Here is a 21,589-nt window from a genome sequence, read left to right as displayed (position 1 = left end):
ACGGTCCGGCGCAGGGGGCGGCCCATCGGATCGTGGGCGGAGGCCGGCGTTCCCCCGTCATCGACGCGTGGGAAAACGTACTCGCGGACCTGTAACCGCAGGACAACAGCGCGTGCACGTGCATCTGCGCATGCATCTTCCCATGCACGCCGTCCCTGAACACGGCTATGATCCGGGGCAGTTGACTGTCGTCGATGCGCCGTCCACCACCGAATCACCACCGAATCATCGCTGAACGGCGCATCAGTAACCGCTGGAAGAACGAGTCACGGCACCACCGGGGAGCGACTGTGCACCACGCGTACAACGGCATGGCGGCCACAGATCTTGACGGTGTGGCCTGGCAGAAGAGCCGGCACAGCAACTCGCAGGGCTCCTGTGTGGAGTTCGCGAGGCTGGCGGACGGCAGCGTCGCGGTGCGCAATTCGCGCTTCCCGGACGGCCCCGCGCTCGTCTATACGCGCGCCGAGATAGAGGCGATGCTCCTCGGCATAAAGGACGGGGAGTTCGACCACCTGATAGCGGGCGCCTAGGGCGTGTCCGGGCGCCCCTTCGTTCAAGAAGGTGCCGGTTCGCTCAAGAAGGTTCCGGCTGCAGCCGGAACAGTGCCCATACGACCTTGCCGCTGAGCGCGCCCGCGAGTGGATGCCACCCCCAGCTGTCGCTGAACGAGTCCACCAGGAACAGCCCGCGCCCCGACTCCGCGGAGAAGTCGGCGAGTTCGTCGGTGTCCCGGGTGATGGGGCTCTGCGCACTGGGGTCGCGTACCGCACACACCAGCCGTGAGGTCCAGCGCATCAGATGCAGCCGGACCGGCGGGTCCTCGTCGCGCACCGTGTCGGCCGGCAGGGCATGGCGCAGCGCGTTGGTGACGAGTTCGGAGACGACCAGGGCGATGTCGTCGAAGCGGTCCTCAAGATTCCACTCGCGTAGCGTCCGCTGAGTGAACTTCCGTGCTCCGCGCACCGCTTCATAGCGGGCCGGCAGCGCGCAGGATGCTGCGCTCGACACGGCTGAGGGGTCGATGGGGGGAAGCCCCTGCCGTAACGGCTCGAGCATGGTCGATCCATTCGTCCCCATGCGAGGCACTCCCCGATTTCGCGGCCGGTCAGCCTGTAGCGATGTTGCGGTGGTGCGCGCCGCCCATGGTTCCGAATGCGATGAGCGGATGCAAGGGCAGATGCACGTGCACGCGCCGGAGTTGGACGTTCCCGTACCGGTTCTTGCTCATTTCTTCCTACGTTCGATTTCGTAGCTGTTCTGTGAGGGGACTGTTTCTGTAACCGAATGAGTACGCGGTGGAGCGTTTAATGGCAGACTGCGGGGCCTGAAGTCTGGGGAGGGTCGACCAAGGTGAGTGCAGGAGAGTCGAGCGGATCGGTGGTGCGGCGCATCCTGCTGGGTTCCCAGCTGCGGCGCCTGCGGGAGTCCCGCGGCATCACGCGCGAGCAGGCCGGCTACTCGATCCGTGCTTCCGAGTCGAAGATCAGCCGCATGGAGTTGGGACGGGTGAGCTTCAAGGCGAGGGACGTGGAGGACCTCCTCACGCTGTACGGCGTGACGGACGAGGCCGAGCGAGGCCCCCTGCTCGACCTGGCCAAGGAGGCCAACGTCGCTGGTTGGTGGCACAGTTACTCGGACGTTCTGCCGGGTTGGTTCCAGACGTACGTCGGTCTGGAGGGCGCCGCCTCGCTCATCCGGGTCTATGAAGTCCAGTTCGTGCACGGCCTGTTGCAGACCGAGGCGTACGCGCACGCGGTCGTCACGCGCGGCGCCGGCAAGCTGAGCCGGGCCGAGGTCGAGCGCCGGGTCGCGCTGCGCCTGGAGCGCCAGAAGCTGCTCGTGTCGGAGCGCGGGCCGCGCTTCCACTGCGTACTCGACGAGGCGGCCCTGCGCAGGCCGTACGGCGACCGGGCAGTGATGCGGGGGCAGTTGGAGCATCTCATCGAGATCTCCGAGCGCGCGAACGTCACGCTGCAGGTGATGCCGTTCAGCTTCGGCGGCCACTCCGGCGAGTCCGGATCCTTCGCCCTCCTCCGCTTTCCCGAGTCGGACCTCTCGGACGTCGTCTATCTGGAGCAGCTGACCAGCGCGCTCTATCTGGACAAGCGCGAAGAGGTCACGCAGTACGAGAAGGCCATGGAACGGCTCCAGAAGGACAGCCCGAGCCCGGCCCAGACCCGCGATCTTCTGCGTGGTCTACTCCAACTGTCCTGATGAACCCCTTCAACTGGCTTGAAACACAAGTACGATGACGAGTCATCAGGGTGCAGTACCAGGGAGCAGTAACGGCATCGACGGCGTAGACCACGCCCGCGGAACGGGGTCGCATGTCCTTCTTCACCGACCTGGCCCAGCAGTACATCGACGGCGAGTGGCGGTCCGGCAGCGGCTCGTGGGACATCATCGACTTCAACCCGTACAACGGCGAGAAGCTGGCCTCCCTGACCGTCGCCACGCGCTACGAGGTCGATGAGGCCTATCGCGCGGCCGAGCGCACCCAGAAGGCCTGGGCCAAGGAGAACCCGTACGTCAGACGGGCCGTCATCGAGCGCGCCCTGCGCCTGACGGAGGACCGCGAGGCCGACATCGTCGAGGCCATCATCGACGAACTCGGCGGCACCCGGCTCAAGGCACAGTACGAGGTCCACCTCGCCAAGGAGTTCCTGCGCGAGGCGATCGCCCTCGCGCTGCGCCCCGAGGGCCGGATCTTCCCCTCGCCGATCGACGGCAAGGAGAACCGCGTCTACCGCCTGCCGGTCGGCGTGATCGGTGTGATCAGCCCCTTCAACTTCCCGTTCCTGGTGACGCTCAAGTCGGTGGCCCCCGCGCTCGCCCTCGGCAACGGCGTGGTGATCAAGCCCAACCAGAACACCCCGGTCGTGGGCGGCGGCCTCATAGCCAAGATCTTCGAGGACGCGGGCCTGCCGCCCGGCCTGCTCAACGTCGTCGTCACGGACATAGCCGAGATCGGCGACGCTCTGATCGAGCACCCCGTCCCGAAGGTCATCTCCTTCGCCGGCTCGGACCGCGTGGGCCGCCATGTCGGCGCGGTCACCGCGAGCCACTTCAAGAAGGCCATCCTGGAGCTGAGCGGCAACAGCGCGCTGGTCGTGCTCGAGGACGCGGACGTGGACTACGCGGTGGACGCGGCCGTCTTCAGCCGCTTCGTCTACCAGGGCCAGGTCTGCATGGCCGCCAACCGCATCCTGGTGGACCGCTCGGTGCTCACCGAGTTCACCGACAAGTTCGTGGCCCGCGTACGGTCCCTGAAGACCGGCGACCCGCGTGACCCGGACATCCAGATCGGCCCGGTCATCAACGCCTTCCAGGCCGACGCCCTGACCACCCTGGTCGACCAGGCCCTCGCGGAGGGCGCGACCGCGCTGGTCCGCGGCACCACGGTCGGCAATCTCGTCGAGCCCACCGTCCTCACCGGCCTCCCGGACGACTCCCCGATCCTGCGCCAGGAGATCTTCGGCCCGGTCGCGCTGCTCGTCCCCTTCGACGGCGAGGACCAGGCGGTACGTCTCGTCAACGACTCCCCGTACGGACTGAGCGGCGCCGTCCACACCGCCAACGTGGAGCGCGGTGTGGACTTCGCGCGCCGCATCGAGACCGGGATGATGCACATCAACGACGGCACGGTGCACGACGAGCCGTTCGTCGCCTTCGGCGGCGAGAAGCTCTCGGGGCTCGGGCGGCTCAACGGGGACGCGTCGGTCGACGCGTTCACCACGCAGAAGTGGATCTCGGTGCAGCACGGGCGCAGCGAATTCCCGCTGTAGTCGCGCGGGTTTCCGCCCTTGAGGTCATTGCGGACAGAACCTGACCGCAAGGGTCCGTAACTTAGGTGTTGTCGGCAAGGGCACAGGGCCCCCGGCGCCCCGGAAGGCGGACTTCTCATGGTTGCTCACGTTCCCGCAGAGGCCCACGGCGATGAGATCGGCGCGCTGCTCGGCTTCCTCGACGAGGCCCGCGGCGGCATCCGCCGCTCCCTCCTCGGGCTGACCGACGAGCAGGCCGCCACCAAGCCCAGCGCGAGCGAGCTCTCGCTCTCCGGGTTGGTCAAGCATGTCGCCGAGGTCGAGCAGAGCTGGATCGCCCGCGCCAAGGGCGAGGCTCCGGCGGTGCAGCGGACCGAGGACACCTGGCACGAGTGCTTCGAGCTCGTCCGCGAGGAGACGGTCGCCTCCCAGCTCGCGTACTGGGAGCAAGTCGCCGCGCAGACCGAGGAGTTCATCCGCTCCGCCCCCAGCCTGAACGAGACCTTCGCCCTCCCGGACGAGCCCTGGTTCCCCAAGGAGAACGTGTCGCTGCGCTGGGTGCTGCTCCGCCTGATCAGCGAGATGGACCGGCACGCCGGGCACGCGGACATCGTCCGCGAGTCCCTCGACGGCAAGACCGCCTTCGAGCTCGTCGCCGAGGAGAGCGGCGGCGGGTACTGGGGCTAGGGCGTGTCTGGAGGGACCCGCTACTCTAGTCAAAGTTGAATAGGAAGTAGGGTCCCTCCATGTCCGCCATCCGCCTGCTCGTCCTCGGCGCCGTCCGCCAGCACGGCCGCGCGCACGGTTACCAAGTGCGCAACGACCTGGAGTACTGGGGCGCGCACGAGTGGTCGAACGCGAAGCCCGGCTCGATCTACCACGCGCTCAAGCAGATGGCGAAGCAAGGCCTGCTGGTGGCCCACGAGATCGCGCCGTCCACGGCGGGCGGACCGCCGCGCACGGAGTACGAGATCACCGAGCAGGGCACCGAGGAATTCCTCTCCCTGCTCCGCGAGGCCCTCGTCTCCTACGACCAGAAGATGGACGTCGTCTCGGCCGGCATCGGCTTCATCGTCCACCTGCCGCGCGAGGAGGCGGTGGCGCTCCTGAAGCAGCGGATCGAGGGCATCGAGGCCTGGCGCAAGAGCGTCACCGAGTACTACACGCCCGAGGACGGGCCCGAACAGCTCGGCCACATCGGCGAGATCATGCACCTGTGGGTGCACACGGCCGACGCGGGCGCGGAGTGGACCCGGGGCCTGATCGCGCGCATCGAAGGCGGCGCGTACAGCTTCGAGGGCGAGGGCGAGCCGTTCGTCGGCGTACTCGGCGAGGGCGAGGAGAACCCGTTCGCGTCGGGCGAGACGCACGCGGGGGACCGGGATTAGCTCCCGGCCCCCCTTCTTGCGATGCGCCGGGCGATGCGCCGGCCCGCCTGCTAGCTGGTGAAGATGAAGTACTTCCAGGAGCCGTGGGTCGTGCTGTTCACGTTGTCGCCGGAGCTGCCGTTGACGTACGACGACCGCGCCCGGAGCCGGATGCCGGTCTGCGGCTCACCGGTCAGCGTGACGGCGGACTTCCCGCTGGTGCCCAGCTCGAAGTACTGCGAGTCGGCGTCGCGCCAGCGGCCCTGGTAGTACACCTCGAACTGCAGCCGCTGCTTGCGGCCCTTGTAGTAGCTCATCGTCGTGGTGAAGACCGGGTCGGTCCGCTTGTGGACGTAGTGGTACGTCGTCGAGCCGATCTTGCCCGTCTTGTAGTGCTTGGACACGGCCGTGGACACCTTCACCTTGGCGTACGCCGTGACCTTGGCGGTCTTCGGCGCATTGCGGGCGTCGCCCGCGAACACGGCGGTGACCGTGGTGTCCCGCTTCATGTCGAGGGCGACCCAGAGATTGCCGCTGGAGTTCACCTTGCCCGTCTTCACCAGGGTCTTGGGCTTGTCGGAGCCATAGGGGTCGGCCCAGATCTCGACGGTGCGGTTCTTGTACGTCGACCCGAGGTGCGCGGCGAAGTCGACGTCCTTGCCGTAGCTGTAGACCTTGCCGTTGTTGTTGAGGGTGAGGCTGGTCGCGGTGCGGGAGACGGTGACCGAGGCGGAGGCGGATGCCGCGCTGTGCGTGGCGTCGCCGGCGTACGCCACCTCATAGGTGACCTTGCCGCCGGCCGGCGGGGTGTCCGAGAACGAGAACGCCCCGTTCGCCCCGAGCTCCTTGGTGCCGAGCGACTTGCCGTCCGGCGACTCGAGGTCCGTCCGCGTGACGGTCAGCGGGGTGCCGGCGGGCAGCGGGAGCGCCGTGGTCAGCGTGCCCTTGACGGTGAGCGGCCGGGCGCGGGTGGCGGTGGCCGGGGCGGTGACCTTCAAGTTGCCGACGTACTTGCGGGGTTCGTCCAGGGTGTGGAACTTGGTGCTGTCGTTGGACCCGCTCAGCACGAAGAGCTGTGCGCCGTCGGCCGACCAGTTCATCGAGTGCCCGAACCAGGGCATCCAGGTGTGGGACAGGTTGCGGACGCTGGCGGGCTCGTCGGGGCCGCCGGAGAAGACATAGGTGTCGCCGACGTCCTCGGTGTCGAGGACGGTGGCCGCGACGGTGCCGTCCGGAGCGACACTGACCGTCTCCGGTTCGTCGGGCACGGGGTAGGTGCGTACCTTCTGCAGATCGGAGAGCCGGAACTCCGTGAGCGCCCGGTTTCCGGGCCCGGCCACGACGACCGACCGGCCGTCCGGGGTGAGCGCCGCGTCGTTGCCCGCGACGCCTTCGGCAGAGACGCGGATGACCGGAGTGCCGGAGGTGACGTCGTAGACGACGGCCGGGGCGTTGCTGATGCCCTCGTCGAGGGCGAGCAGCGTGCCCGGGTTGTCGGGGTCGGCGTGCAGCGCGGGCGGGTGCGACCAGTCATGGCCTGCCGCCAGGTCGAGCGTCACGGCCGGCGTCTCCGCGGTCAGATCGACCACGCCGAGCCCGGAGTCCCACTGGTCGCCGTACCCGAACCACAACTTGCCCTCGGTGTACGCGAGCCGTGACGGGATGGTCTTCTCGCCGGTCGGGTACTCGGCGGTCTGCGTCAGTGTCGCGGTGTCAATGGCGACGATCTTGTCGGCGCCCTGGACCGCCGCGTACAGCGTGCCGCCGTCCGGGCTCAGTTCGAGGTCCCGGACCTGGGGCAGCCCGGCCAGGGTGGTGACCACGTTGCCGGTGTTGTCGGTGACGACGATCTCGTTCTGGTACCGGGCGCTGAGATACACCCGCTGGTGGGCGCCGTCGACGACCAAGTCGTCCGCGTCCGAGACCGGGATGGGTCTGGTGGTGTCGCCGTATGCCGGTGCGGCAGCGACCAACGCCACCGAACTGAAGAGAACCGCGAACGCCGTCGCGGTAGAAAGCATGCGCTTGCGCACGATGAGAGATCCCCCCACGGAATCAGATCCGGCCCGCCCTACGGGCACGGAGATCGCAGATTAAGCCATCCCACCGACAGCCGAACCGCGCCCCCGGCGAGAAGTCCCGCACCGGCCACGCTGATCAAGTTTGACTAGCCAGGAATTCTGGCGTACCTTCTGGCGTTCGAGAGTGTAGTCAAGTTTGACTACAAGCGATCTCGTGAGCCCAAAAGGAGGCGCATGACCGACGCGAACGCCATCACCGTCGAAGGCGTAAAGAAGTCGTACGGCGAGAAGAAGGCCCTGGACGGCCTGGACCTGACCGTCGCCCGCGGCACCGTGCACGGCGTGCTCGGCCCGAACGGCGCGGGCAAGACCACCATCGTGCGCATCATGGCGACCCTGCTGCGGCTCGACGAGGGCCGAGTCGTCGTCGCAGGTCACGACGTACGCACCCACGCGGACGAGGTCCGGCGCCGGATCGGCCTGCTCGGCCAGCACGCCGCGGTGGACGAGGACCTCAGCGGCCGGCAGAACCTGGAGATGTTCGGCCGGCTCTACCACCTCGGCGGACGGCGCGCGGGCGCGCGGGCCGACGAGCTCCTGGAGCGGTTCGGGCTCGCGGACACCGGGCGCAAGGCGGTCAAGCAGTTCAGCGGCGGCATGCGGCGCAGGCTGGACCTCGCCGCGTCGCTGATCACCGACCCCGAGGTGCTGTTCCTCGACGAGCCCACGACCGGTCTCGACCCGCGCGGGCGCGCGGAGGTGTGGAGCGCGGTCCGCTCCCTGGTCGGCGCCGGTACGACGGTGCTCCTGACGACGCAGTACCTGGAGGAGGCCGACCAACTGGCCGACCGCATCTCGGTGATCGACACCGGCCGGGTCATCGCCGACGGCACGGCGGACGAGCTGAAGGCCAAGACGGGCGGCGACCGGATCGACGTGGTCCTGCACGACGCGGCCCAACTGGCCCTCGCGGCCGACCTGTTGCCGGGCGAGGTGACGGTGGACGAGGACCGCCGCATGGTCAGCGCGCCGGTCGCGGACCGGATGGCGGCGCTCACCCATGTCGTACGGGCGCTGCAGGACGCCGGGATCGAGGCGGAGGACATCGCGCTGAGGCGGCCGACCCTCGACGAGGTCTTCCTGGACCTGACCGGCAGGCAGCCCACAGCAGAAGCAGTGAAGGCAGTGAAGGCAGTGAAGGCAGCGAAGGAGAACGCGTGAGTACGTCGATGACCTGGGCGGTCGCCGATTCCTGGACCATGACCCGGCGTGAACTCGCCCACTGGGCGCGGCAGCCGGTGCAGGTCGTGGTGGGCCTTGCCTTCCCGGTGATGCTGCTGCTGATGTTCGGCTACCTGATGGGCGGCGGCCTCGGCATCGAGGGCGACTACCGCGAGTACCTGGTGCCGGGCATGTTCGCCCTGACCATGGCCTTCGGCCTGGACGCCACGATGGTGGCGGTCACCCAGGACCTCAACAAGGGCGTGATCGACAGGTTCCGCTCGATGCCGATGATCAACGGCGCGGTCCTGGTGGGCCGTTCGGCGGCAGACATGCTGCAGTCGCTGCTCTCCCTGGTGGTGCTGATGGGAGTCGGGCTCGCGGTGGGCTGGCGCTGGCACGGCTCGTTCGGAGCGGTCCTCGCCGCGATGGGACTGCTGCTGCTCCTGCGCTTCGCGATGCTGTGGATGGGCATCCACCTGGCGATGGTCGCGGGCAAGCCGGAGCTGGTGATGGCGGTGCAGATCCTCGTCTGGCCGGTGAGCTTCTTCTCCAACGCCTTCGCCACGCCCGAGTCCATGCCGGGCTGGCTGGGCGCGACGGTCGAGTGGAACCCGATGTCGGCGACGGCCACGGCGGTGCGCGACCTGTTCGGCAACGAGGGCGGGGTCGAGGCGACTTCGTGGGCCTCGCAGCATGCGGGGCTGCTCGCGGTGGTGTGGCCGGTGGTCCTGGTGGCGGTGTTCTTCCCGCTGGCGGTACGCAGGTTCGCGCGGCTGAGCAAGTGAGGCTCGGCAAGTGAGCTGAGCGCCTGGAGAGTTCGGGGAACCGAACGTGGAAATTCGGGGCGCCGAAAGGGGAACCCGGATCCGGTCCGCGGTGTATCAGAGGCAGTTGCTGTGCACCGCGGACCGGGGGCTCTCATGAAACGACGGACGTACGCGTATGTGTGGTGGGCGCTGCTGAGCGCGGTGGCGCTGCTCCTGGCCGCCTGCTCGGGCGGCGACGGTCCCGGGCGGGCGGGGCAGCGGCCCACCGGAGCCGCGCCCACCGATGCGGGGTCCTCCTCCGCACCCCGCATACCGTCGGGCACCGGCCTGCCCGGCTGGTCCCACTCCGTGGGCTTCGCCGCCGACGGCTCGGGCTTCACGCTGCTCGCGACCTGTCCCGAGGACGACGCCCGGCCGGAAGAGGGCTGCACACAGGACGTCGCCGTCCTGGACAAGGGCGCATCGTCCTGGCGCCTGGCCGCCGAGTCGCCGATACCCGGCACCCGCCCGCCGGACGGAGTCACCGCAGGGCTGATCGTGCTGGGGCCCGGGCGGGCGCTGATCACCGAGGGGCTGCGCTCCGAGGGGGACCGCACCTGGTTCACCCGCGACGGCGGCCGCACCTGGAAGGAGGGCAGGGCCGAGCCGGCCGGCACGATCGCGTCCGTGCCCAAGGGCGCGCCCCTGCTCGACGACTGCGTGCGGATGGACCGGGAGGGGAACGGCTGCGAGCGCAGCCGCCTCGTCACCGTCCTGCCCGACACCGGGCAGTACCGCGCACTGGCCCACCAGCCCGCGCTCAAGGGCTGGCGGCGGCCTGCGGGGGAGCCGGCCGAGAACATGCTGTGTGCCTCGGGCACCGACCCCAAGTCCGGCCTGCCCACCCTCGCGACCAGCGAGGATCGGGGCCGCACCTGGCATGTGGGGCACATGACGGGCCCGGCGAAGGACGGCTGGGGGTTCTCCGTGGTCGCCGGACGCGGGGGCACGTACGCCGTCCAGTCGGGCGGGCTGCCCCTTGCGGAGAAGGTGAAGAACGGTCTGCTCGCCATCCACGCCAGCAGCGACGGCGGGTACACCTGGACCCGGGTCTGGGAGTACCGCAAGGGAGTTGAGCCGCTGTCCGTACTGGGCGCGCCGGTCGCCGCTCTCGACCACAGCCTCACGGTGTACGGCGAGCACGGTGTGTGGCGCAGCACCGACGGGGCCCGTGGCTTCACCCGGGTCGAGGGCACGGAAGGCCCGTCGGGCAGCGTCGAGCCGACCCCGATCGGATACCTGTGGAGCAGCAGCTTCGGCCAGGGCAGCTATCGCATATCGGCGGACGGAACCCACTGGCACGCCTTCGAACTGGGCGGGCCCTCCTGACCTGCCTGACCTGCCTGACCGGGAGCGTCCTGGGGGAGTCACCCTCAGCGAAGAGGTGCGCCGTCCTCCTGAAGCTGCATCTGCGGTCGCCCGGTGACGAGGAGCCAGGCGGGCAACGTGGCCACGCACAACAGCGGAAGCACCCCCGGGTCGGCCACCAGCACGGCCGCGGTGAACAGCGACAGCCAGCCCTGCCGGGTCACCGCGAGCAGCACGCCGAGCACCCCGCACACCACGGCGAGCGTGGGGTGCACCCCCGGCACCAGGGCGTGGGCGCACAGCCCGAGCGCCACTCCGGCGAAGACCGCGGGGAAGATCCGCCCGCCCCGGAAGCCGCACGCCGAGGCGAGGGTCAGCGCGGCGAGCTTCACCACGGTCATCAGCGCCAGCTGCCCGGCCGAGTGCCCGGCGGGGTCGGCGGTCAGCGTCTTCACCTCGTCCAGGCCCTTGAAGAGCGTCAGATATCCGCCGAGCGCACCGAGGAGGCCCAGCAGTAGTCCGCCACAAGTGCCCATCAGGACCGGGTGCTTGAGGCGCCGGAAGGCGGCATGGACGTACGGGAACGCGTACACGGCGGCCATCGCGAGCAACGCACCCACCGAGGAGATGACCAGAGCAGCCAGCACATCGCCCCAGCCCGGCCCCGGATAGGCGGGCAGGGCGATGTCGAAGGTGGGGTGGGCGATCAGCATCGTGGTCAGCGCGCCCGCACCGGCCGCGACCAGCGGCCCGAAGAGCTTGTCCCACAGCCGCCCGGGACCCGGCCGCCCGGTCAGGGTTTCGGAGAGGATCAGCGCGGCCGCGACCGGCGTGCCGAACAGCGCCCCGATGGTGCCCGCCGCCGCGAGCGACAGCCACAGCGCGCCCGGCACCCCGGGCAGCGCCCGGCGCCCGAGCCAGTAGGCGAACGCGATATTGGCGGCAGTGATCGGGTTCTCCGGCCCGAGGCTCACCCCGCCGGCCAGGCCGAGGACCGTGGCGAGCAGCAGTCCCGGCACCACCCCGGCCGGCACCGGCGGATCGACCAGTCCGGTGGTGGCAGGGTCCGGCCCCGCGTGCCCAGGGACCCGCCACACGACAAGGCCTACCGCACACCCGGTGGCGGTCAGCATGGCGATCATCCAGAGCGAGGAGTGCGCCCCGACCCCGAGAGCGTCCGGCAGCGTCTCCCAGAGCACGTCCTGCAACCGCTCGGCCAGCGCACTCACCCCGAGCAGGACCAGGGCGGCGGCCACCCCGACGAGCAGCGAGGGAACGATCAGCGGAAGCAGCGCGCGGGCCGTGACGGCGGGTGGCGCGGCAAGAGCGGGTGAGGCGTCCTGGGGAGCGTCGGTGGCCACGCGCCTCACCATAACGGGATAAACCAGGCGTAACCCTCCGAGCGGCAATCGGGCTTGCACCTCACGTGGCGTGAGGGCTCAGGCTGATCCGCGTACCGAGAAACACCGGTACGCGACACAGAGAAGGGAGCGGCGATGAGCTACTCCGTGGGGCAGGTCGCGAAGTTCGCGGGCGTCACGGTGCGCGCGCTGCACCACTACGACGAGATCGGGCTGCTCTGCCCGAGCGGCCGCAGCCACGCGGGCCACCGGCGTTATGAGGACGCCGACCTGGACCGGCTGCAGCAGATCCTGTTCTACCGGGAGCTCGGCTTCCCGCTCGACGAGGTCGCGGCCCTGCTCGACGACCCGGACGCGGATCCGCAGGCCCACCTGCGCCGCCAGCACGAGCTGCTGACCAGCCGGATCGAGCAACTGCAGAAGATGGCCGAGGCCGTCGAAACCGCCATGGAGGCAAAGAAGATGGGCATCAATCTCACGCCCGAGGAGAAGTTCGAGGTCTTCGGTGACCACGACCCCGACCAGTACGCCGAGGAGGCCGAGGAGCGCTGGGGCAACACCGACGCCTGGGCCGAGTCGCAGCGAAAGACGGCCTCGTACACCAAGGAGGACTGGCTGCGGATCCAGGAGGAGCAGGCGGACTGGAACCGGCGGATGATCGCCGTGATGGAGTCCGGCGCCGAGCCGGAGTCCGAGGCGGCGATGGACCTCGCCGAGGAGCACCGCCGGCAGATCCGCCGCTTCTACTACGACTGCACCTACGAGATCCACACGGGTCTGGCCGAGATGTACATCGCCGACGAGCGCTTCACGCGCAACATCGACAAGGACAAGCCCGGCCTGGCCGTGTATCTGCGTGAGGCGATTCTGGCCAACGCCATCCGCCATGCGTAACCAGCACAGCCGGTAAGGGGCGCCCGCCACTGCGGTCGCCCCTTACCGCGCTGCACAGGCGCCGCACACGCGGCGCTCAGCCCGTGCGGGCGATCACCACCGCCGTGCCGTACGCACACACCTCCGCGGCCCCGTCCAACGCCTCGGTCACATCGAAGCGGAACATGAGGACCGCATTCGCCCCGCGCGCCCGTGCCTGCTCGACAAGCCGCTCCATGGCCTGGTTCCGGGTCTCCACGAGGGTCTTCGTCAGCCCCTTGAGCTCACCGCCGATCATGGACTTCAGCCCCGCACCGATCTGGCTGCCCAGATGCCGCGACCGCACGGTGAGCCCGAAGACCTCGCCGATCACCTGCTGCACCTGGAAGCCGGGCACGTCGTTCGTGGTCACGACCAGTACGTCGGACTGCGGCGCCTGACCGCCGCCGAAATCCTCGATCCCCATGACTTCCACCTTTCTCAGCCTGCTGCGCCTGCCCTGACTGCTCTACCTGCACAGCTTTGTCCTGATATGGACTAGGTGCATTCTGGGGAGGGCGGTGGAACCTGGTCCCGTCTCCTCGCGTTGATAACTTTGAGCGGCCGCACTTCGCCGTTTCCGCTTCACCGACACCCCTCAGGAGCCCGGACCCATGACGACGCTTGCGCTCGGACCAAGCTGGCTGGATCCGGATTACCTCCTGAACCAGTTCGGGCTCTGGGGCCTGCTGCTGATCGTCTTCGCCGAGTCGGGTCTGCTCATCGGCTTCTTCCTGCCGGGCGACTCGCTGCTGTTCACGACCGGTCTGCTGGTCACGACGCACAAGCTGGACTACCCGCTGTGGCTCGTCTGCACCCTGATCTGCATCGCGGCCGTCCTCGGTGACCAGGCGGGCTATCTCTTCGGCCGCAAGGTCGGCCCCTCGCTCTTCAACCGGCCGGACTCCAAGCTGTTCAAGCAGGAGAACGTGGTCAAGGCCCACGAGTTCTTCGAGAAGTACGGCCCGAAGTCCCTGGTCCTGGCCCGCTTCGTGCCGATCGTGCGGACGTTCACGCCGATCATCGCCGGCGTCAGCAAGATGAACTACCGCTCGTTCATCACGTTCAACGTCATCGGCGGCGTCCTCTGGGGCGCCGGGGTCACCCTGCTCGGCGCCGCGCTCGGCAACGTCAAGTTCGTGCACGAGCACATCGAGATGATCCTGATCGCCATCGTGCTGATCTCGGTCGTCCCGATCGCCATCGAGTTCCTGCGGGCCCGCAGCAAGTCCAAGAAGGCCGCCACCACGGGTGTCCCCGAGGCCGGCGCCCCGGCGGCGCCCACCCAGCCCCAGCGCGGCCGCCACGCCAAGCGCTGACGCCCGGCTGCGCACCCGTAACGGCTGACCCGGCGACGTAGGAAGAAGCCGCTAGAACCCGCGTGTCCGCTTGGCCGCGCGGCGTCCGGCGCCTTCCTCCGTGCTCGGCGCCCGGAGGAACAGCCGGGCCATCTCGCCCCCGAGGTTCACCCCGATCGCGATGGCGAGCGCGAGCGTCGCGGCCTTGGACAGGGAGGCGAGCCCCGCGTTCAGGTCCTCCTGCGCGATCTCCAGCAGCCCGAAGTACGTGGCGCTACCCGGAAGCAGCGGCCCGATCGCGGCCGTCACGAAGGGCAGCGCGGACGCGAACCGGTAGCGCGAGAGCAACTGCCCGAAGAGCCCCACGAGCCCCGCCGCGATCGCCGTGGCCGCCACCGGCGACATATGGGCGCTGACCGAGAGCGCCCCGAAGACGACCCAGGCGACCCCGCCGTTGAGCGTCACCCACATCACCGTGTGCCGCTCCTGCTGCAGCAGGACCGCGAAGGCGCCGCTCAGCGCCATCGCGGCCATGGTCTGCACGCCCGGCCTGCTGCTGCTGTGGATCGCGGTCTCCGGGTTGAGACCCGCGTCGATCGTCACTCCGAGATAGAGCACGAAGAGCACGCCGATGACGATGCCCACGATCAGATACGCGACCTCGAGCAGCCGGGCCGCCGCGGTGATGTAGTACCCGGTCAGCCCGTCCTGCACGGCGGCCACCAGCATCCGCCCGGGGATCAGCGCGAACAGCCCACCGGTGATCACCGCCGACGCCCGCACATCGGGCAGGTCGAGCAGCGAGATCGCCACGCCCACCGCGGCCGGCGGCATCGCGGCGGCCACGAACTGGTAGAACTCCGGCAGCCCGCGCCCCGCACACAGCCAGGCGAGCCGGTCACCCAGCATCGCGCCGATGGCGGCGGCGATGAACACCACCACACTGCCGCCGACCAGCGTGGAAGCCGCACCCGCGAGCACCCCGCTGGCGGCCGTGAGCGCCCAGCCGGGGTACGGGTGGCGGTTACGCCGGATCTCAGCGAGGCGCCGGTAGCCCTCCTCCAGGGAGATCTCGATGTCCTCGGAGCTGATGTCGGCGACAAGGCCGTAGACGGCCTGGAGCCGCGTGTAGTCCGTGCCCCGGCGGCGTACCGTACGGGCCGCCGTGACCGGGTCGTCCACCAGGGACGGCTGGTGGGTGATCGACAGCTGGGTGAAGGTGACGTTCGGCTCGCAGCGGTCCAGACCGTAGGAGCGGGTCACGGCGAACATCGCCGCCTCCACGTCCTCGGCGCCCTCACCACCGGCGAGCAGTAGCTCCCCGATACGCAGCGTCATGTCGAGCACGCGCGGGACGGCGGGCCCCACCTCGTCCTCGTGCCGCTGCGTCGCCTCGGGCGCGGGACGGTCGGCCACCGGGGTGCGCAGCATGGTGCGCATCCGGTCCTGCCAGGGCGCGTCCTTGGTGAGCCGCACCTTGGGAAACCCCTCGGCGGGCGTGAAGCCGTTGGCATGGCGCGCGTCGTACGAGGGCGGCGGAGCGAACGCCGATTTCGGTTCCTGGTCCTCGGGCGCGGGCGGAATCCGCAGGCCCTGCGGGATCGTGAACTCCGAAGTCGGCTGGTCGTCCTCGACGGCCACCGACGCCTCCGCACCCCCGACCGGGGAAAAGGCACTACGGGCCTCGTCGGACTGCGGCTTGCGGTCCTCCACATCCGGCTCAGACACCAGACACCAGCGCTCCTCTTACGCACCTCCAGTAAGCCCAGTATGCGTACTGATACGCGAACGGGCCGCGCGACCCCCGTTCAAGGGATCACACGGCCCGTTCGTCGGCGTGCCGGGGGCAGGTCAGTGACCGCCCTGCGCCTCCAGGCGCTTGTACGAGGCCTCGATCTCGAGCTCGGCCTCGGTGCGGCCGACCCAGTTGGCGCCCTCGACGGACTTGCCGGGCTCCAGGTCCTTGTAGACCTCGAAGAAGTGCTGGATCTCCAGGCGGTCGAACTCGGAGACGTGGTGGATGTCCCGCAGGTGCTCCACACGCGGGTCGGAGGCCGGCACGCAGAGCAGCTTGTCGTCGCCGCCCGCCTCGTCGGTCATCCGGAACATGCCGATCGCGCGGCACTTGATGAGGCAGCCCGGGAAGGTCGGCTCGTCCAGGATGACCAGGGCGTCCAGCGGGTCGCCGTCCTCGCCGAGGGTGTTCTCGACGAAGCCGTAGTCGGCCGGGTAGCTGGTCGAGGTGAACAGGCGGCGGTCCAGACGGATACGACCGGTCTCGTGGTCCACCTCGTACTTGTTCCGCGAACCCTTCGGAATCTCGATCGTGACGTCGAACTCCACCGGTGGCTCCTCCATGATCAACACAAACTTTGGGCGATGTTTGCGTCCTCCCGGGCGATGACGCCCCCTGCCTTCTGCTGATTCGATCAGCTCTGGCACCTGGGTTGTCATACTTCGGCATTACGCAGTGATTAAGTGTCCCTCACGCAGGTGTGTGATCGCGAAAGGGGCTGGTCCGAGGTGCCCGAGCTCAAGGTTCGGCAGCAGATCCGGCAGCTTCCCAAACTGAAGCTTCCGAAGCTCCCGAAACCGTCGCGGCTGCCGCGGTCCGTCAGGCTCCACAAGCTCAAGACCTGGCAGTACACGGCCGGCGCGGCCACGGTCGGCCTGGCACTGGCCGTCGGCACGGTGACCGCGGCCGGTCCCTGGGACTCAGGCCAGCGTACGGCGGAGCGGGACCTGGCCGCTTCCCGGGACCGGGACGGTGGCGCAGATCACGGCCGCGCCGGTGCCCCCGCCGACGCGGAACCCGCTCCCGCCCCCAGCGCACCCGGCGTACTCGCCGCCCTCGGGGCGCCCGCGGGCTCCGCGCCCGCCCCCACCGGGCAGGCGCTCGCCGACGTCCTCGACCCACTGCTCCGCGACCCCTCGCTCGGCGCCCGGCGCACGGCGTCCGTCGTGGATGTGGCCACCGGCAAGCAGGTGTACGCGGCCGGGGCGGGCGACGCCGTGACCCCGGCCTCGACCACCAAGATCGCCACCGCCGCGGCGGCGCTCAAGGCGCTCGGGCCCGACCACCGCCTGGTCACCAAGGCCGTGGCGGAGCCGGACTCGAAGGAGGTCGCCCTGGTCGGCGCGGGCGACCCGACCCTGACGGCGCGCAAGGACGCGAACGGCGACGCGAGCCTGCGCGCGCTCGCGGCGGACACGGCCAAGGCGCTGAAGGAGCGGGGCACGGAGGACGGCATCCGCCTCACCTACGACACCTCGCTCTACTCGGGCCCGGACCTGCACCCCATCGGCCGGGACGAGAACCTCGCGCCGGTCAGCGCCCTGATGGCCGACGAGGCCCGCCTGGACGACTCGCGGCACGGCACGGCCTGGCGCAGCACCGACCCGGCGGGGGACGCGGCCCGCAAATTCGCGGACCTGCTCCGCGACCAGGGCGTCAAGATCGAGGGCGAGCCCGGCCCGACCAAGGCGGGCGACCACGCCGACACCCTCGCCAAGACCGAGTCGGCCCCGCTCTCGGCCCTGGTCGAGCGAATGCTGACGCACAGCGACAACGACATCGCCGAGGCCCTGGCCCGCCAGGCCGCACTCGCCTCAGGCGAACCGGCGAGCTTCGACGGGGCGGAGCGGGCCGTCGCCGCCCAGCTCAAGAAGCTCCAACTCCCTTTGAGCGGGACCCGGTTCGCGGACGGCAGCGGCCTGAACCGCGCCGACCGGCTCACCGCGGAACTCCTCACCGCCCTCCTCGCCCGCGCCGCCGACCCCGCGCACCCCGAACTTCGCCCGATCCTGACGGGCCTCCCGATCGCCGGCTTCACGGGCACCCTCCAAAACCGCTACCCCTCGAGCTCCCCCGGCACCGGCCTGGTCCGCGCCAAGACGGGCACCCTGACAGGCGTGAACACCCTGGCCGGCACGGTCGTGGACGCTGACGGCCGCCTGCTGGCTTTCGCCTTCACCGCCATGGACACGACCAACCGCTACACGGCCCAGGCGACGCTGGACCGGATGGCCTCGACGCTGGCGAACTGCGGCTGCAGGGAGACCTGATTCTTCTGCGGGTCAGCCCGTCCGGCGTTTGAGGACATCAGGGACAGCTGTTGAAGCCGGCGGCAGCCTTACGGGAAGGGGCGGGGAGGGGAAAAGATCCGGGGGCCGGGGGCGGGGCGGAGCCCCCAGACCTCAACCCCGGCAGGGCATGCCGGGCCCGGCCCGGAAAACACGGGCCCCGCCCCAACCCTCACCGCCGCCGGACACGACAACGTACGGTTGACCGTATGACGAGCATCGGTGGTGCCGAGATGGTCGACTGGAACCTCGCTGTCGCAACCGCGACCCGGCTCATGCGGCCGGGTCCAGAAGTGAGCCGGGACGAGGCGCGCGCCGTCGTCACGGAGCTGCGCCGACATGCCAAGTCGTCGGAGGCGCACGTCCGTTCCTTCACGCAGATGGGCACGGACGCCCTGCACGACACCCCCGTCCTCGTCGTCGACCGCCCCGGCTGGGTGCGGGCGAACGTCGCGGGATTCCGGGAAATCCTCAAGCCCCTCCTGGAGAAGATGCAGGAGCGCCGCCCCGGCGGCCCCGGCGGCGCCGTGCTCGGCGCGGTCGGCGGCAAGGTCACCGGAGTGGAGCTGGGCATGCTCCTGTCCTTCCTGGCCTCCCGCGTACTGGGCCAGTACGAGACCTTCGCACCCCCGACCCGCGACCTCCCCGCCGGAGCGAACGGCGGCGGACGGCTGCTCCTGGTCGCGCCCAACATCGTCCAGGTGGAGCGCGAACTCGACGTGGACCCGCACGACTTCAGGCTCTGGGTCTGCCTGCACGAGGAGACCCACCGCACCCAGTTCACCGCCGTGCCCTGGCTGCGCGACCACCTCGAGGGCGAAATCCAGTCATTCCTCGGCGAGACCGAGGTCGACCCCATGACCGTCCTTGAGCGCCTGCGCGAGGCCGCCGCCTCGCTCGCCGGCAAGAACCAGGGCGAGGCGGACGCCGAGGCCGAGGGCGGCCGCTCCCTCGTCGAGATCGTCCAGACCCCCGCCCAGCGCGAGATCCTGGGCCGTCTCACCGCCGTGATGTCCCTCCTGGAGGGCCACGCGGACTACGTGATGGACGGCGTCGGCCCGGCCGTCGTGCCGTCCGTCGGCGAGATCCGGGAGAAGTTCAAGGAGCGCCGGGCCAAGGGCGCGTCCCGGCTGGATCTGGCCCTGCGCAAGCTGCTCGGCCTCGACGCCAAGCTGCGCCAGTACCGCGACGGCGAACGTTTCGTACGTGCGGTCGTTGACGAGGTGGGCATGGACGGCTTCAACCGCGTCTGGACGTCGCCCAACACGCTCCCCACCAAGACCGAGATCGCCAAACCGGCGGACTGGGTCGCGAGGGTGCACCGTAAGGGAGAGTGAGCGGCGCCATGCCGCCGTCGGCAGAACGAAGCCTTCGTAATCACCCTTCCGAGGGACCGTGAGCGATGGGTAGGCGTGCAATGCTCGGGGAACGGCTCGTCTCTGTCACCATCTAGGCACTCTGAGTGACTGATCTCGATCCGCAGACGTCCAGCCGACAGATCCCGATCTCAGCTCCAGACGGCACAGCCTCCCGAACTTCACGAAGGGAACCGGGCAATGGGTCCCCACCCCGCGGTCGCAGCGATACGCCTGGCGGTCCGCCGCGCACTTCACCGCGTACTCGATGACGTACTGACCGACTCTGCGGCCCGCGACGCGCGTGATCTCGCGACGCACACCGCACACACAGCCCCCGGCGCGCCCCCCGCACCCCGCGCCAACTCCTCGTACGAACCGGGCCAGTCCCCGGTTCGCCCCCTCGTCCTGGTGGCCTGCTCCGGCGGGGCCGACTCCATGGCGCTCGCCTCGGCCCTCGCCTTCGAAGCCCCCAAGCTGGGCATCCGCGCGGGTGGCATCACCGTCGACCACGGCCTGCAGGAAGGCTCCGCCCTCCGCGCCGCCGAAGTGGTCGCCCGCCTCACCGCCCTGCAGCTCGACCCGGTCGAGGCCATCGCCGTGTCCGTCGGGCGCGAGGGCGGACCGGAAGCCGCCGCCCGCGATGCGCGGTACGCCGCCCTTGACGCCGCCGCCGAGCGGTACGGCGCCGACGCGATCCTGCTCGGCCACACCCGCGACGACCAGGCAGAGACGGTACTGCTCGGCCTCGCCCGCGGCTCCGGCATCCGCTCGCTCTCCGGCATGGCCGAGGTCTCCGGCGGCCCGGGGGCCGCCGGCCGCTATCGCCGTCCCTTCCTGCACCTGGACCGGCAGACCGCCCGCAAGGCCTGCCTGGTCCAGTCGCTGCCCGTCTGGGACGACCCGCACAACGCCGACCCGGCGTACACCCGCTCCCGGCTGCGCCACGAGGGCCTGCCCGCGCTGGAGAAGGCGCTCGGCAAGGGCGTCGTCGAGGCCCTGGCCCGCACGGCCCAGCTCTCCCGGGACGACGCCGACGCACTCGACAGCTGGGCCGCCCAGGCGGATCCGTCCGTACGGGACGAGGCCGGGCAGCTCGAATGCGCCAAGCTCTTCGCTCTGCCGCCCGCCGTACGCCGTCGGATTCTGCGCCGCTCGGCCATCGAGGCGGGCTCGCCCGCGGGCTCCCTCTTCGCCCGGCACATCGAGGAGATCGACCGTTTGATCACGGGTTGGCGCGGTCAGGGGGCCATCAACCTCCCCGGCCGGGTGGAGGCGCAGCGGCAGGGTGGCAGACTTGTCATCCGGCAAGGCTGACTGACGCCGACTCTCTGCACGGAGTCGGATCGGCCGGCGCCTCGGGACGATCGAAAGTGATGCGGGTGGACGCGAAAGACATGGGCACCGACCTTCAGTCGGTGCTCATCACCAAGGAAGAGATCGACGCGAAGCTGGCCGAGCTGGCCGCGAAGATCGACGCGGAGTACGCGGGCAAGGACCTGCTCATCGTCGGTGTGCTCAAGGGCGCCGTGATGGTGATGGCCGACCTGGCGCGTGCGTTGTCCACCCCGGTCACGATGGACTGGATGGCGGTGTCGTCGTACGGCGCCGGGACCCAGTCCTCCGGCGTGGTCCGGATCCTCAAGGACCTCGACACCGACATCAAGGGCAAGCACGTCCTGATCGTCGAGGACATCATCGACTCCGGCCTGACCCTGTCCTGGCTGATCTCCAACCTCGGCTCCCGCGAGCCCGAGTCCCTGAAGATCTGCACCCTCCTGCGCAAGCCCGAGGCGGCCAAGGTCTCCATCGACGTCGAGTGGGTCGGCTTCGACATCCCCAACGAGTTCGTCGTGGGATACGGCCTGGACTTCGCCGAGAAGTACCGGAACCTCCCGTTTGTCGGAACGCTCGCGCCGCACGTCTACGGCGGCTGAGTCCCCCCGACCAGCACAGTCCGGCTCCCGGGAACCCACACCCGATTCCCGCCGTTGGAGCAGGGGAAGACGGGATTGCCCGCCGTCCCCTGCGGCTTCGGGTGACAATGCTGGGGTACCGTCCGAAGAACAGTCTTTTTCAGTAACTCA

The 21,589-nt window shown here is 69.7% G+C and carries 20 protein-coding genes; 14 read left to right on the top strand and 6 right to left on the bottom strand.

The features are described from left to right. The first annotated feature begins 311 nt into the window (after positions 1–311). Positions 312–533 carry a DUF397 domain-containing protein gene (locus tag OG430_RS22460; RefSeq protein WP_327359188.1) on the top strand — a complete coding sequence of 74 codons (222 nt, stop codon included), beginning with the start codon at positions 312–314 and terminating at the stop codon, positions 531–533. Between the two features lie 43 nt (positions 534–576). Here the strand turns inward: OG430_RS22460 and OG430_RS22455 are convergent, their stop codons facing one another. Beyond that, entirely contained in the window at positions 577–1,080 is a 504-nt protein-coding gene (locus tag OG430_RS22455) for an ATP-binding protein (protein WP_327354355.1), read from the bottom strand. Between the two features lie 273 nt (positions 1,081–1,353). On the opposite strand from OG430_RS22455, the gene OG430_RS22450 reads away from it, so the two are divergent. The 4 genes from OG430_RS22450 (at position 1,354) to OG430_RS22435 (ending at position 5,155) form a co-directional block, all read left to right on the top strand. Next, entirely contained in the window at positions 1,354–2,217 is an 864-nt protein-coding gene (locus tag OG430_RS22450) for a helix-turn-helix domain-containing protein (RefSeq protein ID WP_327354354.1), read from the top strand. 113 nt (positions 2,218–2,330) lie between these two features. Beyond that, on the top strand, positions 2,331–3,788 hold the full coding sequence (locus OG430_RS22445) for an aldehyde dehydrogenase family protein (RefSeq protein ID WP_327354353.1): 1,458 nt from the start codon (positions 2,331–2,333) through the stop codon (positions 3,786–3,788). 117 nt (positions 3,789–3,905) lie between these two features. Then, the gene (locus OG430_RS22440; RefSeq protein WP_327354352.1) at positions 3,906–4,454 is read left to right on the top strand and encodes a DinB family protein; all 549 of its coding nucleotides are present in this window, start codon (positions 3,906–3,908) and stop codon (positions 4,452–4,454) included. A gap of 59 nt (positions 4,455–4,513) precedes the next feature. After that, a complete protein-coding gene (locus tag OG430_RS22435; RefSeq protein WP_327354351.1) occupies positions 4,514–5,155 on the top strand; it encodes a PadR family transcriptional regulator in 642 nt (213 codons plus the stop codon). A 50-nt stretch (positions 5,156–5,205) separates the two neighbouring features. Here OG430_RS22435 and OG430_RS22430 read toward each other — a convergent pair whose 3' ends face one another. Further along, positions 5,206–7,167, bottom strand: coding sequence for an Ig-like domain repeat protein (locus OG430_RS22430; RefSeq protein WP_327354350.1), 1,962 nt, complete (start codon positions 7,165–7,167; stop codon positions 5,206–5,208). A gap of 222 nt (positions 7,168–7,389) precedes the next feature. Between OG430_RS22430 and OG430_RS22425 the strand changes: the two genes are divergently transcribed. The 3 genes from OG430_RS22425 (at position 7,390) to OG430_RS22415 (ending at position 10,514) form a co-directional block, all read left to right on the top strand. Next, on the top strand, positions 7,390–8,376 hold the full coding sequence (locus OG430_RS22425; protein ID WP_327354349.1) for an ATP-binding cassette domain-containing protein: 987 nt from the start codon (positions 7,390–7,392) through the stop codon (positions 8,374–8,376). Positions 8,377–8,384: 8 nt separating this feature from the next. After that, positions 8,385–9,164, top strand: coding sequence for an ABC transporter permease (locus OG430_RS22420; RefSeq protein WP_327359187.1), 780 nt, complete (start codon positions 8,385–8,387; stop codon positions 9,162–9,164). 135 nt (positions 9,165–9,299) lie between these two features. Beyond that, positions 9,300–10,514 (top strand): exo-alpha-sialidase, encoded by a 1,215-nt coding sequence (locus OG430_RS22415; RefSeq protein ID WP_327354348.1) that lies wholly within the window; start codon positions 9,300–9,302, stop codon positions 10,512–10,514. A 44-nt stretch (positions 10,515–10,558) separates the two neighbouring features. Here the strand turns inward: OG430_RS22415 and OG430_RS22410 are convergent, their stop codons facing one another. Next, a complete protein-coding gene (locus OG430_RS22410) occupies positions 10,559–11,866 on the bottom strand; it encodes an ion channel protein (protein WP_442816535.1) in 1,308 nt (435 codons plus the stop codon). Positions 11,867–11,989: 123 nt separating this feature from the next. Here OG430_RS22410 and OG430_RS22405 point away from each other — a divergent pair, with 123 nt between their 5' ends. Beyond that, positions 11,990–12,748, top strand: coding sequence for a MerR family transcriptional regulator (locus OG430_RS22405; RefSeq protein WP_327354346.1), 759 nt, complete (start codon positions 11,990–11,992; stop codon positions 12,746–12,748). 76 nt (positions 12,749–12,824) lie between these two features. Here the strand turns inward: OG430_RS22405 and OG430_RS22400 are convergent, their stop codons facing one another. Beyond that, positions 12,825–13,193: a YbjQ family protein gene (locus tag OG430_RS22400; protein WP_327354345.1), complete on the bottom strand. Its 369-nt coding sequence runs from the start codon at positions 13,191–13,193 to the stop codon at positions 12,825–12,827. Between the two features lie 187 nt (positions 13,194–13,380). On the opposite strand from OG430_RS22400, the gene OG430_RS22395 reads away from it, so the two are divergent. Next, complete coding sequence (locus OG430_RS22395; RefSeq protein WP_327354344.1) at positions 13,381–14,085, top strand: DedA family protein; 705 nt, start codon at positions 13,381–13,383, stop codon at positions 14,083–14,085. Positions 14,086–14,136: 51 nt separating this feature from the next. Here the strand turns inward: OG430_RS22395 and OG430_RS22390 are convergent, their stop codons facing one another. Both OG430_RS22390 and OG430_RS22385 read right to left on the bottom strand, forming a co-directional pair. After that, positions 14,137–15,795, bottom strand: coding sequence for a threonine/serine ThrE exporter family protein (locus tag OG430_RS22390; RefSeq protein ID WP_327359186.1), 1,659 nt, complete (start codon positions 15,793–15,795; stop codon positions 14,137–14,139). Between the two features lie 120 nt (positions 15,796–15,915). After that, positions 15,916–16,407 (bottom strand): inorganic diphosphatase, encoded by a 492-nt coding sequence (locus OG430_RS22385; RefSeq protein WP_327354343.1) that lies wholly within the window; start codon positions 16,405–16,407, stop codon positions 15,916–15,918. Between the two features lie 180 nt (positions 16,408–16,587). On the opposite strand from OG430_RS22385, the gene dacB reads away from it, so the two are divergent. The 4 genes from dacB to hpt all read left to right on the top strand — a co-directional run bounded on the left by dacB (position 16,588) and on the right by hpt (position 21,439). Then, positions 16,588–18,129 carry a D-alanyl-D-alanine carboxypeptidase/D-alanyl-D-alanine endopeptidase gene (gene dacB / locus OG430_RS22380; RefSeq protein WP_442816534.1) on the top strand — a complete coding sequence of 514 codons (1,542 nt, stop codon included), beginning with the start codon at positions 16,588–16,590 and terminating at the stop codon, positions 18,127–18,129. Between the two features lie 227 nt (positions 18,130–18,356). Continuing rightward, positions 18,357–19,484: a zinc-dependent metalloprotease gene (locus tag OG430_RS22375; RefSeq protein ID WP_327354342.1), complete on the top strand. Its 1,128-nt coding sequence runs from the start codon at positions 18,357–18,359 to the stop codon at positions 19,482–19,484. A gap of 219 nt (positions 19,485–19,703) precedes the next feature. Continuing rightward, positions 19,704–20,819, top strand: a complete 1,116-nt coding sequence (tilS, locus tag OG430_RS22370) for a tRNA lysidine(34) synthetase TilS (RefSeq protein ID WP_327354341.1) — start codon at positions 19,704–19,706, stop codon at positions 20,817–20,819. A 59-nt stretch (positions 20,820–20,878) separates the two neighbouring features. Beyond that, positions 20,879–21,439 (top strand): hypoxanthine phosphoribosyltransferase, encoded by a 561-nt coding sequence (gene hpt / locus OG430_RS22365; RefSeq protein WP_327354340.1) that lies wholly within the window; start codon positions 20,879–20,881, stop codon positions 21,437–21,439. The last annotated feature ends 150 nt before the right edge of the window (positions 21,440–21,589 follow it).

Source organism: Streptomyces sp. NBC_01304 (genome assembly GCF_035975855.1).
Classification (GTDB): Bacteria; Actinomycetota; Actinomycetes; order Streptomycetales; family Streptomycetaceae; genus Streptomyces.
The sequence above is the reverse complement of the archived record's forward strand: the minus strand, read 5'-3'. Positions and strand labels throughout refer to the sequence as shown.

Coding starts and splice junctions, on each gene's coding strand:
- OG430_RS22440 (WP_327354352.1), top strand. CDS start 3,906: ATGGTTGCTCACGTTCCCGCAGAGGCCCACGGCGATGAGATCGGCGCG.
- OG430_RS22375 (WP_327354342.1), top strand. CDS start 18,357: ATGACGAGCATCGGTGGTGCCGAGATGGTCGACTGGAACCTCGCTGTC.
- OG430_RS22425 (WP_327354349.1), top strand. CDS start 7,390: ATGACCGACGCGAACGCCATCACCGTCGAAGGCGTAAAGAAGTCGTAC.
- OG430_RS22455 (WP_327354355.1), bottom strand. CDS start 1,080: ATGGGGACGAATGGATCGACCATGCTCGAGCCGTTACGGCAGGGGCTT.
- tilS (WP_327354341.1), top strand. CDS start 19,704: ATGGGTCCCCACCCCGCGGTCGCAGCGATACGCCTGGCGGTCCGCCGC.
- OG430_RS22420 (WP_327359187.1), top strand. CDS start 8,385: ATGACCTGGGCGGTCGCCGATTCCTGGACCATGACCCGGCGTGAACTC.
- OG430_RS22460 (WP_327359188.1), top strand. CDS start 312: ATGGCGGCCACAGATCTTGACGGTGTGGCCTGGCAGAAGAGCCGGCAC.
- OG430_RS22415 (WP_327354348.1), top strand. CDS start 9,300: ATGAAACGACGGACGTACGCGTATGTGTGGTGGGCGCTGCTGAGCGCG.
- hpt (WP_327354340.1), top strand. CDS start 20,879: ATGCGGGTGGACGCGAAAGACATGGGCACCGACCTTCAGTCGGTGCTC.
- OG430_RS22395 (WP_327354344.1), top strand. CDS start 13,381: ATGACGACGCTTGCGCTCGGACCAAGCTGGCTGGATCCGGATTACCTC.
- OG430_RS22435 (WP_327354351.1), top strand. CDS start 4,514: ATGTCCGCCATCCGCCTGCTCGTCCTCGGCGCCGTCCGCCAGCACGGC.
- OG430_RS22445 (WP_327354353.1), top strand. CDS start 2,331: ATGTCCTTCTTCACCGACCTGGCCCAGCAGTACATCGACGGCGAGTGG.
- OG430_RS22405 (WP_327354346.1), top strand. CDS start 11,990: ATGAGCTACTCCGTGGGGCAGGTCGCGAAGTTCGCGGGCGTCACGGTG.
- OG430_RS22400 (WP_327354345.1), bottom strand. CDS start 13,193: ATGGGGATCGAGGATTTCGGCGGCGGTCAGGCGCCGCAGTCCGACGTA.
- OG430_RS22410 (WP_442816535.1), bottom strand. CDS start 11,866: ATGGTGAGGCGCGTGGCCACCGACGCTCCCCAGGACGCCTCACCCGCT.